Annotated in this window: 10 protein-coding genes and 1 riboswitch; of the genes, 5 read left to right on the forward strand and 5 right to left on the reverse strand. The window is 72.4% G+C overall.

Annotation, left to right across the window (positions count from 1 at the left end; translation table 11 throughout):
• The first annotated feature begins 53 nt into the window (after positions 1–53).
• Entirely contained in the window at positions 54–668 is a 615-nt protein-coding gene (locus N864_RS14335) for a class I SAM-dependent methyltransferase (protein WP_034718064.1), read from the forward strand.
• Between the two features lie 232 nt (positions 669–900).
• On the opposite strand, the gene N864_RS14340 is transcribed toward N864_RS14335, so the two are convergent.
• The 4 genes from N864_RS14340 to N864_RS14355 form a co-directional block, all read right to left on the reverse strand.
• Positions 901–1,632, reverse strand: a complete 732-nt coding sequence (locus N864_RS14340) for a CPBP family intramembrane glutamic endopeptidase (protein WP_240474337.1) — start codon at positions 1,630–1,632, stop codon at positions 901–903.
• Positions 1,629–2,195, reverse strand: a complete 567-nt coding sequence (locus N864_RS14345; protein ID WP_051518601.1) for a nitroreductase family deazaflavin-dependent oxidoreductase — start codon at positions 2,193–2,195, stop codon at positions 1,629–1,631. The genes N864_RS14340 and N864_RS14345 overlap by 4 nt, the downstream gene beginning before the upstream one ends.
• The gene (locus tag N864_RS14350; RefSeq protein WP_034718066.1) at positions 2,192–2,725 is read right to left on the reverse strand and encodes a mycothiol transferase; all 534 of its coding nucleotides are present in this window, start codon (positions 2,723–2,725) and stop codon (positions 2,192–2,194) included. Before N864_RS14350 ends, N864_RS14345 begins: the two co-directional genes overlap by 4 nt.
• A gap of 107 nt (positions 2,726–2,832) precedes the next feature.
• On the reverse strand, positions 2,833–4,389 hold the full coding sequence (locus tag N864_RS14355) for an acetate--CoA ligase (protein ID WP_034718068.1): 1,557 nt from the start codon (positions 4,387–4,389) through the stop codon (positions 2,833–2,835).
• Positions 4,390–4,469: 80 nt separating this feature from the next.
• A riboswitch (guanidine-III (ykkC-III) riboswitch) is annotated at positions 4,470–4,534 on the forward strand.
• A gap of 8 nt (positions 4,535–4,542) precedes the next feature.
• Between N864_RS14355 and N864_RS14360 the strand changes: the two genes are divergently transcribed.
• The 4 genes from N864_RS14360 (at position 4,543) to N864_RS14375 (ending at position 8,954) form a co-directional block, all read left to right on the forward strand.
• The gene (locus tag N864_RS14360; RefSeq protein WP_034718070.1) at positions 4,543–4,857 is read left to right on the forward strand and encodes a DMT family transporter; all 315 of its coding nucleotides are present in this window, start codon (positions 4,543–4,545) and stop codon (positions 4,855–4,857) included.
• A 90-nt stretch (positions 4,858–4,947) separates the two neighbouring features.
• Entirely contained in the window at positions 4,948–6,108 is a 1,161-nt protein-coding gene (locus tag N864_RS14365; protein WP_034718074.1) for an acyl-CoA dehydrogenase family protein, read from the forward strand.
• A gap of 12 nt (positions 6,109–6,120) precedes the next feature.
• Positions 6,121–7,260 carry an acyl-CoA dehydrogenase family protein gene (locus tag N864_RS14370; RefSeq protein ID WP_034718076.1) on the forward strand — a complete coding sequence of 380 codons (1,140 nt, stop codon included), beginning with the start codon at positions 6,121–6,123 and terminating at the stop codon, positions 7,258–7,260.
• 308 nt (positions 7,261–7,568) lie between these two features.
• Entirely contained in the window at positions 7,569–8,954 is a 1,386-nt protein-coding gene (locus tag N864_RS14375; RefSeq protein ID WP_034718080.1) for a glycoside-pentoside-hexuronide (GPH):cation symporter, read from the forward strand.
• Between the two features lie 190 nt (positions 8,955–9,144).
• On the opposite strand, the gene N864_RS14380 is transcribed toward N864_RS14375, so the two are convergent.
• Positions 9,145–11,124: heavy metal translocating P-type ATPase (locus tag N864_RS14380; RefSeq protein WP_034718082.1), on the reverse strand; the 1,980-nt coding region annotated here is incomplete at its 5' end.

Genomic DNA, 11,124 nt, shown 5'->3' on the forward strand with positions numbered 1-11,124 from the left:
CGGTCACTTCCCTCAGGTCGACCGGTCACTTTCCCCGGAGGATGATGGCGGGCATGAAGTCGCGCGACTGGGACGAGCGGTATGCAGCAGTCGACCTCGTGTGGTCGGCCGGCCCGAACAGGTGGGTGGAGGAGCTCGCGTCCGACCTGCCCCCGGGCCGGGCACTCGACGTGGCGGCCGGGGAAGGGCGCAACGCGATCTGGCTCGCGTCCCGCGGGTGGACCGTCGTGGCGGCCGACTTCTCCCCGGTCGCCGTCGAGCGGGCGCAGCGCCTCGGCGCCGACCAGCTCGGCGAGGCGGCTGACCGGTTCACCTCCGTCGTCTCCGACGCCCTCGAGCCGGCGCCCGAGGGCGGGCCGTACGACCTCGTGCTCTTCTCCTACCTCCAGCTCCCCGCAGGTGAGCGGCGCCGGGCCTGGGCCCGCGGCATCGAGGCGGCTGCGCCGGGTGGCCGCGTCGTCGTGATCGGCCATGCGAGCCGCAACCTCAGCGAGGGCTGGGGCGGCCCGCAGGACCCGGCCGTGCTCTACGACCCCGAGGCGGTCGTCGCGGAGGTGAGCGACCAGCCGGTCGACGTGGAGTCGGCCGAGCTGAAGGTCCGGCCCGTGGGGACGGACGACGGCACGCACGAGGCGCTCGACACCGTCGTGGTGCTGCGCCGGCGCTGACGCGCTCCGGCCGCCCGCGGGTCACGACACGGGGTATCAACACCACTTCTCGTGGCGTTCCCCGACCCCAGGCCACGACACGGGGTATCAACGCCACTTCTCGTGGCGCCCCCCGACCCCAGGCCACGACACGGGGTGTCAACACCACTTCTCGTGGCGTCGCCCGACCCCAGGCCACGACACGGGGTATCAACGCCACTTCTCGTGGCGGTGGGAGCGTCCGTCGGGACGGTCAGCCGGCGACGTGCCAGGCGAGCAGGCCGAAGAGGACGCCGAGTCCGTTCGTCGCCCAGTGCATGCCGACGCTCGCGAGCAGGCTGCCGGAGCGGCGGCGCAGCCACGCGGCGACGAGGCCACCGGCCGTGGTGAACAGGACGGTCCCGCCGATGATCGCGAAGTGGGCGAACGGCCCGAGCCGGATGGCCGCCATCGCCATCGCCTGGTTGGCACCGGCGGACGCCATGGCGGGCAGCACGTGCCAGAGCCCGAAGAGCACCGACGAGGCGAGCGCCACCTGCCACACGCGCACGTGCCTGGAGAGGAAGCCCCACAGCACGGACCGGAACGCGATCTCCTCGAAGAGCACCGTCCCGACCGGAATCATCACGAGGGCGGACATCAGCGCACCCGCGGGGGCGAGGTGGTAACGCACATCGAGGAAGGCGCTGCGGGTCAGGGGCAGCAGGACGCCGACGAGGTAGACGAGCCCGACGAGGGCGATGACGCCGCCGCCCCACCGCAGGCCCGGTCGCCACTGGTGCCGGCCCAGGCCGAGCTGGGCCCAGGTCAGACCCGACCAGCGGGCGAAGGCGAGCAGGGCCGCGGCCCCGACCGGCCCGAGCCAGAGGGTGTCCCAGTGCAGCAGGTGGTTCGCGAGGTTGATCCCGACGAGGGTCGCCACGACGGCCACGGTCGCGGCGGGGCTCGGGGCGTGGCGTCGGTGGGTCAGGGTCGCCTGGCTCATCCCTCCCATTGTCGCATCTGCGCGGCGACCGTGCGTCCGTCGCTCACGATCTCCGGACGGAACGCCACCATCGGCAGCTGTTCGACCGCTCGTCGCCGGGCCGCGTCGGAGCCGTCGTACCGCCAGCCGACGAGCCGGCTCAGCACGCGGCGCACGACCGGCACCACGAGCCAGTTGCGCCGCTCGTACTCCGCGAGGGCCCGCTTGGCCTCCTCGAGCGAGAGGAGCCGGTATGCCGCTCGCCGGCGTCCCGCGCCGAAGCTGACCTCCGCGGTGCCGGCCGCCTGCAGGTTGCGCAGCCAGTCCGCCTGCGGACCGAATCCGGACAGGACGGTCGCCTCGCCCGTCTCCGGGTCGTAGCGGATCACCTCCAGCACGGTGCGGAAGGTTCGGCCGCTCCGCCGCCCCACATGGGTCAGCTGCAGGAAGCGGTGCCCGAGCAGCCGGCCCCCGCCGTGTTCGTACAGGAAGTTCGGTGCGCCCAGGGCGCGCTTGAGCCACCACGGGAGCGTCGACGAGCTGGGCGGCACCGTGGCCGGTCCCGGGCCGCGGCCGGAGCTCACTGCGTGGATCGGCGGCGGATCAGGATGCCGCGGACGTACTCGGCCTGCCCCAGGTGCTTGGCACTGTCCTCGAGGATCGAGATCGCGCGCATGCCCACCGTCACCGGCGGATCCCAGTTGCGGTCGATGACGCGGTCCCAGTCGTCGTCGTCCACCGAGTCGAGCCAGCGCATCGTCAGCTCGTAGGTCGCCTCGTGGTAGCCGACGAGCAGCTGGCCGTCGCTGACCTTGAACTGGCCGACCTCCTGCGACGACATCCCGTAGCCGTGGGCGTCCCGCGGGTAGGGCAGGCCGAGCCGGTCGCTCCACTCCGTCGTCCAGGGCGACTTCAGCTTGCCGAGGTGTGCCACCTGGGCATCCTGCTGGCGGCTCAGGTGCCAGACGAGCCAGCCGAGCGGGTTGGCGCCGCGGTCGACTCGCCACGACAGCTCCTCGGGGCTCAGGCCCTCGACGACTGCGACCACCCCCTCACGGATCCGGCCGAACCCGTCGCGCAGCAGCGCGACTCCGACAGCGTCCTTGTCCGTCATCCCGACAGCCTCCCACCGTCCCCCCGCCAGCGCACTCCCGCCCGACGATCGTGCTCTCGATCGTCGCGATCGTCGGGACTGTGCTCTCGGTCGGGATGGGGGTGCGGCTAGAGGTCCAGCGATCGGCGACGGAGCTTGCCGTTCGGGGTGCGGGGCAGCGCATCGACCCAGCGGACCTCGCGAGGGCACTTGTACGGCGCGAGGTGCGCAGCGGCATACGACAACACGCCGCTGCTGTCCCTCACCGCGCCCTCGCGGGGGACGGCGAAGGCGGTGACGACGCGCACCCCCGGCCGCACCTCGACATCCGTCACGGCGACCTCGGCCACCGAGGGGTGCGCGGCGAGGCACTGCTCGACCTCGAGCGGTGACACCCGGTAGCCCATGGCGTTCATGACGTCGTCGGCGCGGCCGTGGAAGGTCACGTAGCCGTCCTCGTCCAGCGACACTACGTCACCGCCGACGAACCACGGCCCCCGCCGCACGGCCGCCTCCTCGTCGGGGCGGTTCCAGTAGCCGAGCATCAGCGCGGGATCCGACTCGTGGACGGCGAGCAGCCCGACCTCGCCGGGGGGCAACGGCTCGTCGGCGCCGTCTGCGGACTCGTCCACGGGGAGCACCGCGACGCACCGGCCGGGCTGCGGACGCCCCGGGCTGCCCGGCCGGACCGGCACGGTCGGCCCCGCCGAGATGAAGGTCGACACCTCGCTCATGCCGAGCGACTCGTACAGCTCCAGGCCCGTCACGGTGCGCCACTCGGCGAGCAGGCTCGGATGCAGCGCCTCGCCGGCCGTCACACCATGGCGCAGCGTCGACAGGTCTGCGGCTGCCAACTCCGGCGAACGCAGCAGCTGCCGGTAGACGCCCGGCACGGCCGCGAAGATCGTCGCCTCGTGCATCCCGATGAGCCGCGCCCACACCCCTGGATCGCGAGGACCGTTGTAGATCAAGGCAGTTGCCGCGTTGGCCCACGGGTCGGTCAGCCCGACACCGAGCGTGTAGGTCCAGTTGAAGGCCCCCGCGTGGAGCAGGCGGTCACCGGCGCGCAGACCAAGCCACGCGGCATACATGGGTCGGCGTCCCCACGCCGAGCGGTGCCCGTGGAGCACGCCTTTGGGGCGTCCGGTCGTGCCCGACGTGTAGACGAGGTAGGCGGGGTCGTCCGCGCGCGTCCTCGCGTATGCCGCTGAGTCGCCCGCCGCTCGCCAGCGCGCCACGTCACGGGGCGAGACGCGCAGCACGCCGGGCGGGGTCTCGAGGTCCCGGCCCTCGTCGAGCGCGATGGCCCGGGCACCCGAGTCGGCGAGGAGGAAGCGGGCCTCGTCGGAGGTGAGCTGCGCAGAGGAGGGCAGGGCCACGAGTCCCGCCGCCATCGCGCCGAAGTGCAGCAACGCGTAGTCGCTCGTGTTGCCGAGCCGGATCATGACCCGGTCACCGGGCTCCAGACCGAGGTCGAGCAGGCCGGCCGCGACGTGGCGGACGGCGTCGTCCAGCTCGGCGAACGTCCACCGCTCCGCCGCGTCCGGTGACGCCGCGGGGTCCGTGACGAGGACGAGAGCGGTGGCGTCGGGGTGGCTCGCGGCGGCCCGACCGATGACGTGGGCGCTGAGGTTGAACCACTCGGGCGCAGGCTCGCCGGTGTAGTGCAGCGGGCCGGGAGTCATGCGGGCCAGCGTACGGGTGGCACCGTCGAGGGCGGCGCCGCCGACGGTCGGGCCTCGCCGCGGCCTGTGAGATCGTGGAGGCAGAGGCTGAGTCAGCCTCCCGGACGAGGGGCGCCGTACCCGGTCAGCGACAAGACGGCCCGGGAGAGTGACATGTACTGGCCCATCCTCATCGTGTCCGGCGTGCTCGAGGCCGTCTGGGCGACTGCTCTCGGGCGCAGCGAGGGCCTGAGCCGCCTCGGCCCGACGGTCGTGTTCCTCGTCGCGGTCGTCCTGTCGATGGTCGGCCTCGGCTACGCGATGCGCGGACTGCCGACCGGCACGGCGTATGCGGTGTGGACCGGGATCGGCGCGTCGCTGACAGTGGTCTACGGGATGGCGACGGGCGCCGAGCCAGTCTCCGTCGCCAAGACCCTGTGCCTCGTCGCGATCATCGCCGGGGTGATCGGGCTGAAGGTCCTGCACTGAGGATTGGGGCACACCCCGGTGACCGTCCACGAGGCGTCAGTCATGATGGGGTCACCCATGTAGCGGCGGCGGAGGAAGAGGTGGCGGCCCATGCGACTGCGGCTCAGTGACGAGGATGCGACGTTCCGGGCGGAGCTGCGCGAGTTCTTCACGACGAAGGTCCCCCAGCAGATCCGGGACACCGTCGCGGCCAGGCGGCACCTGACCCGCGAGCAGCTCGTCGAGAGCCAGCGCATCCTCAACGCAGCCGGGCTCGCCGTGCCGCACTGGCCGGTCGAGTGGGGCGGGCGCGGCTGGACCGAGCTGCAGCGCCACATCTGGCACGAGGAGATGCAACGTGCCTGCGTCCCACCACCCCTCGCCTTCAACGCGAGCATGGTGGGTCCCGTCATCGCGACGTTCGGGTCGCAGGCGCAGAAGGAGCGCTTCCTGCCCGCCACCGCCAACCTCGACATCTGGTGGTCGCAGGGCTTCTCGGAGCCGGACGCCGGGTCCGACCTCGCCTCGCTCCGCACGACGGCGGTCCGGGACGGCGACGAGTTCGTCGTCAACGGGCAGAAGACTTGGACGACCCTCGGCCAGTACGGCGACTGGATCTTCTGCCTCGTGCGCACCGACCCCGACGCGCCCAAGAAGCAGCAGGGGATCTCGTTCCTGCTCATCGACATGACCTCGCCGGGTCTCGAGGTCCGGCCGATCCAGCTCATCGACGGCGGACGTGAGGTCAACGAGGTCTGGTTCACCAACGTCCGGGTGCCGGTCGAGAACCTCGTCGGCGAGCTCAACCACGGCTGGGACTACGCGAAGTTCCTGCTCGGCAACGAGCGGGTCGGCGTCGCCCCGGTCGGCGCGTCGAAGCGTGTGCTCGCGGATGCCAAGGACTGGGCCCGGTCCGTCGACCTGCTGGGCGACCCCCTCGTCGCGACCCGCTTCGTCGAGCTCGAGAACGAGCTGCTCGCCCTGGAGCTGACGGCCCTGCGGGTCGCGGCGAACTCCGCTGACGGCAAACCCGATCCGGCGTCCTCCGTGCTCAAGCTGCGTGGCACCCAGCTCCAGCAGGACGTCAGCGAGCTCGCCATGGACCTGGCCGGCCCCGACGCAGCGGCGTCGTTCGCCGGGGACCGGTCGGAGGCGCCGGAGTGGGCCCGCATGTCGACCCCGGTCTATCTCAACCTGCGCAAGGCCTCGATCTACGGGGGATCGAACGAGATCCAACGGCAGATCATCGCGAAGACGATCCTCGGGCTCTGAGAGGCGGACGACATGGACTTCACGTATGACGCTGAGCCGGTCGCGCTGCGCGATGCCGTTCGCGCGCTGCTCGGCAAGACGTATGGCGACTACGAGAACCGGCGCCGCATCGTCGCGGCCGAGCCCGGCTTCGACGAGGACGTATGGCGCCGGCTCGCCGAGATGGGCGTGCTCGGGCTGCCGTTCGACGAGGCGGACGGCGGCTCCGGGGCCGGGCCCGTCGAGGTCGCCGTCGTCGCGCAGGAGCTCGGTCGCGTCCTCGCGCCGGAGCCGTTCGTCTCGGCCGTCGTCGAGGCAGGCGGGCTCGTCGCCGCAGTCGGCACGGCGGCGCAGCGGGCGGAGGTCCTCGGGTCGCTCTCGGCCGGCGAACGGGTGCTCACCCTCGCGCACGCCGAGCCGGGCTCTCGCTGGGTGGCACCGGCAGCGGCCGTCGTCGCCACTGGCCAGGGGGACCGCTGGGTCCTCAGCGGCACGAAGGAGCCGGTCGTCCATGGGGCGCGGGCCGACCAGCTCGTCGTCTCGGCTGCGCTGCCGGACGGCGGGACGGGACTCTTCCTCGTCGACGGGTCCGCCGCGGGGCTGCGCCGAGAGGGCTATCCCCTCGTCGACGGGGGCCGCGCGGCCCGCGTCACGTTCGACGGCACGCCCGCCCAGCCGCTCGGCGAGGCGGTCGACCGGACGGCCGAGATCGAGCGGGTCCTCGCTGCGGCCCGGGTCATCAGTGCCAACGAGGCGCTCGGCACCATGGACGTCGCGCTCGACACGACGGTCGGCTACCTCAAGAGCCGCAAGCAGTTCGGTGTCACGCTGAACCACTTCCAGGCACTGACCTTCCGGGCCGCCGACATGTATGTCTCCCTCGAGACGGCCCGCAGCCTCGTGGCGTGGGCGTCCATGGTGCTGGCCGAGGACCCGGACCAGGTCGTCGACGCGGCGGACCGGGCCGGACTCAAGGTGGCTCGGGCCGGCCGGCACATCGGCCAGGAGGCGATCCAGCTGCACGGCGGGATCGGCATGACGGCGGAGTACTCGATCGGCGCCTACACCGCGCACCTGACGACGCTCGAGCAGCTGCACGGCAACGGCCACCGGCACGCGAGCGCCCTCGCCGCCACGGTCGCGGACCACGGCGAGGTCGACCCGCTGGCCTGACCGGCCGCACCTGGCCCTTCGTCGGGAAGTGGCCTTTCGACGGTTCGTGGCCTTTCGACGGTGGGGAAGGAAACCACGTCGAGAGGCCACTTTCCGACGGGGGCGGCTCAGCGGCATACGTCCTCCGTATGGCGCCCACCCGGCACCCGCTCAGCGGCATACGTCCTCCGTATGGCGCCCACCCGGCACCCGCTCAGCCCTTCCCTCCCGAGCGGGCCCGCGCTATCGCGGGCGCAGCGGCCCCAACCGTGGGAGCATCGAAGCCACCGAGTTCGACCGCGGGGACCGCCCCGCGCGAGGAGGCGGACATGGCGAGGCTCCCGTGGCATCGCGTCGTCGGCTACGGCGCCGGAGACGCCGGCTGCAACGTCGCGTTCCAGATGACCGGGCTGTTCCTGCTGCTCTACTACACCGATGTCGTCGGGCTGAGCGCTGCCGACGCCGGCAGCATCTTCCTGTTCGTCAAGTTCTGGGACGCGTTCGCCGACATCTTCGCCGGCCGGCTCGTCGACCGGACGATGACCCGCTGGGGCAAGTTCCGGCCGTTCCTCCTCTGGTACTCGCTGCCGCTGCTCCTGATGAACCTCGCCTGCTTCGCGATCCCTGACTTCTCCTCGTACGGCGCCCGGCTCGCCTGGGGGTACGTCTCCTATGCGCTCCTCGGGCTGCTGTACTCGCTCGTCAACATCCCGTTCGGCTCCCTGGCCGGTGCGATGACTCAGGACCCGATCGAGCGATCCAAGCTCGCCGGCGCCCGCATGGTCGGCTCCGGCTTCACCATCCTGATCCTCTCGATCTTCCTCGCGCCACGGCTCAAGCAGGCCGCGAACCTGCACGCCACCTTCCTCATCACGGCGTCGATCTTCGTGCTCATCGGCATGGCGTTCTTCATGTTCACCTTCCTCACGGCGAAGGAGCGCGTCTTCCGCGAGGTGCCCAAGGTCAGCCTGCGGGACACGTGGAACACGGTGCGCCACAACGGCCCGCTCGCCCGGCTCTGCGGCTCGTCGCTGATGTACCTCACCGGGCAGAACGTCGTGTCGGCGCTGGCGATCTTCTACGCACGCGACTACCTGCGGGGGTCGGGGACGCTCCTCGCCGTCGCGACCATCGTGACGACCGGTGCGGTGCTCTACGTCGGCCCGTTCGGGCCGTGGGTGACGCGCCGGCTCGGCAAGAAGCGGGGCTTCCTGATCGGGTGCATCGGCGCGGTGGCGGGCGGGGTCATCGTCTTCCTCGGCCGCAGCAACGTGCCAGTCGCGATGACCGGCCTCGCCGTCGTCGGCATCTGCATGGCGCTGCTCAACACGATGACGTGGGCGCTCGAGGCCGACACCGTCGAGTACGGCGAGTGGCAGACCGGCATCCGGACCGAGGGCGCCACGTATGCCGCCTTCTCCTTCACCCGCAAGGTCGGTCAGGCGGTGGGCGCCGGGCTCGCCGGCTATGCCCTCGGCTACTTCGGTTACCTCAGCTCGACCCGGGGAGCGAACCCCGTCCAGTCGCAGCACACCCTCGACGGCATCATGCTGACCATGGCCTTCCTGCCGGCCATCTTCTTCGCCCTCGCCGCCGTCGTGATGCTGAGCTACCCGCTGACCGAGGCCCGGCACGCCGAGCTGCTGCGCGAGATCAACGCGCGGCGTGCGGCCGGCCTGACGGCAGCGCACCTGTCCGCCGCCGACCGCGCCTGACCCGCCTCAGTCTGCACCGGTGGGCTCACTCGGCGCCCCTTCCCGAGTGAGCCGAACCGCGGCTCCGGGCCTCGCTCCTTCGTCGCTCGTGTCTTCACCGGTGGGCTCACTCGGCGCCCCTTCCCGAGTGAGCCGAACCGCGGCTCCGGGCCTCCCTCGCTGGCGCTCGGTCGGGTCCTCACCTCTGGGCTCACTCGGGCACCAGGCTGAAGGCGCCCTCCTCCTCCTGGTCGTTGTGCAGGCGCAGCACGGCGTAGAGCCCGTAGAGCATCCGGCGCAGCTCGACGACGTCCTCGGGCGTCGCGTCGCCCTCGACCCCGTCGACGAGCCGGTGCAGCCGCATCACCTTGCGCTCGATCTCGGCGTGCACCCGGCTCACCGCCGTGGCGTCGCCGTCGCCCAGGGTGCGGGCGATGAGCGGGACGAGCAGCCGTTCGTCCTCGCGCTCGTGAGGGAGCAGCTCCTCGTCGAGCCGCACCAGCAGCTGGCGGGTCGGCGCCATGTCCGGGCGCTGGCTCGACAGGGCATCCGCCGTCTGCCGGATCTGCTCGACGACCGCCCGGGTGTCGTCGTGCTCGTCGCGTAGCCGCCGGCTGAGCTCGACATCCTCGGGAGAGAGCGTCACCGTGTGCAGCTGCGACGGCAGGATGGCCCGCAGGGCGATGCCGATCGCGATGAGGTCGATGACCTCCTGGAGGACGGCCCCCGCGGCCGGCGGCAGGTAGCCCAGGGCCGCCGCCGCCATCGCGACGAGCGAGAGACCCATTCCGACACCGACCGACTGGAAGGCGATCCGCTTGGAGCGCCGGGCGATGAGCACCGCGTCCGCGAGCGCGTCGACACGGTCGACGGTGAGGACCACGTCGGCCGCCTCCGACGACGCGGTGGCCCCGCGCGCGGCGATGGCGACGCCCACACCCGCGGCCGCGAGCGCCGGGGCGTCGTTCACCCCGTCCCCCACCATGATCGTCGGCGCGGTCCGGGACTCGGCGGTGATGATCTCGAGCTTGTCCTCGGGCTTGCAGTCGGCGATGACCTCGTCGACCCCGACGACCCGGCCGACCGAGTGGCCGGCGTCCGCCCGGTCGCCCGTGACGAGCACGATCCGCTCGATCCCCACCTCGCGCAGGGCACGCACCATGCGGGGTGCGTCCGGCCGGATGCGGTCCTCGAGAAGGATCGCGCCCGCGCCCACCCCGTCGACGGCCACATAGACCGACAGCGCGTCGTCGAGCGCCGCGCGCCGCCGGACCCGCTCCACCCAGGCGGGCGCGGGCTCCCCGACGGTCCACGACGCGCGCCCGACCCGCACCAGCCGGCCGTCGACGCGCCCTTCGAGCCCGACGCCGTGCACCTCGTTGACCCCGGTCGGCAGCTCGAGGGCCAACCCCCGCGTCGACGCGGCCGTGACGATCGAGCTGGCCAGGACGTGCGGCGAGACCTGGTCGAGGGAGGCGGCGAGGCGCAGCACCTCCTCGGGCGGCAGGCCCCCGGGGGCGGCGAGGACCGACGACACGGTCGGCCGCCCCTCGGTCAGGGTGCCCGTCTTGTCGAACAGCATGACCCGACCCGTCCCGAGCTGCTCCAGTGCCTGGCCGCCCTTCACGATGACCCCGAGCCGCGCGGCGCGCGAGATCCCCGACATGATCGCGATCGGCGCGGCGAGCAGCAGCGGGCAGGGGGTGGCGACGACGAGGACGGCGACGGCCCGCACGGGGTCGTCGGTGAACGCCCAGGCCGCGCCCGCGAGGACGAGGGTCAACGGGACGAACGCCAGGGCGAACCGGTCCGCGATGCGCACGAACGGGGCCGATGAGGCCTGCGCCTGCTCGACGAGCGCCACGAGTGCGGCATTCGTGGACCCGCCGGCGTCAGCCGTCGCGACGATCCGCACGGGGGAGCCGGCGTTGACGACGCCGCTGCGCAGCTTGTCGCCGACCGGACGCTCGACGGGCAGCGGCTCACCGGTCAGCGCCGACTCGTCGAAGACGCCGGGCTCGAGGAGCCGTCCGTCGACCGGGACCACCTCGCCGCTCGCGACGAGCAGGTGGTCGCCCGGGACCACGGCGTCGACGTCGATGGTCTGCACGCCGCTCGGGTCCAGCCGACGGGCAGTCCGGGGCGCCCGCTGGACGAGCAGGCTGAGCTCGCGGCGCGCGCGGGCCGCGGC

The sequence above is a fragment of the Intrasporangium chromatireducens Q5-1 genome, from assembly GCF_000576575.1.
Lineage (GTDB): Bacteria > Actinomycetota > Actinomycetes > Actinomycetales > Dermatophilaceae > Intrasporangium_A > Intrasporangium_A chromatireducens.

Bases quoted from the DNA above. Each gene is read 5' to 3' on its own strand.
- N864_RS14370 (WP_034718076.1), top strand. From the start codon at position 6,121: ATGGACTTCACGTATGACGCTGAGCCGGTCGCGCTGCGCGATGCCGTT.
- N864_RS14360 (WP_034718070.1), top strand. From the start codon at position 4,543: ATGTACTGGCCCATCCTCATCGTGTCCGGCGTGCTCGAGGCCGTCTGG.
- N864_RS14350 (WP_034718066.1), bottom strand. From the start codon at position 2,725: ATGACGGACAAGGACGCTGTCGGAGTCGCGCTGCTGCGCGACGGGTTC.
- N864_RS14335 (WP_034718064.1), top strand. From the start codon at position 54: ATGAAGTCGCGCGACTGGGACGAGCGGTATGCAGCAGTCGACCTCGTG.
- N864_RS14365 (WP_034718074.1), top strand. From the start codon at position 4,948: ATGCGACTGCGGCTCAGTGACGAGGATGCGACGTTCCGGGCGGAGCTG.
- N864_RS14340 (WP_240474337.1), bottom strand. From the start codon at position 1,632: ATGAGCCAGGCGACCCTGACCCACCGACGCCACGCCCCGAGCCCCGCC.
- N864_RS14355 (WP_034718068.1), bottom strand. From the start codon at position 4,389: ATGACTCCCGGCCCGCTGCACTACACCGGCGAGCCTGCGCCCGAGTGG.
- N864_RS14375 (WP_034718080.1), top strand. From the start codon at position 7,569: ATGGCGAGGCTCCCGTGGCATCGCGTCGTCGGCTACGGCGCCGGAGAC.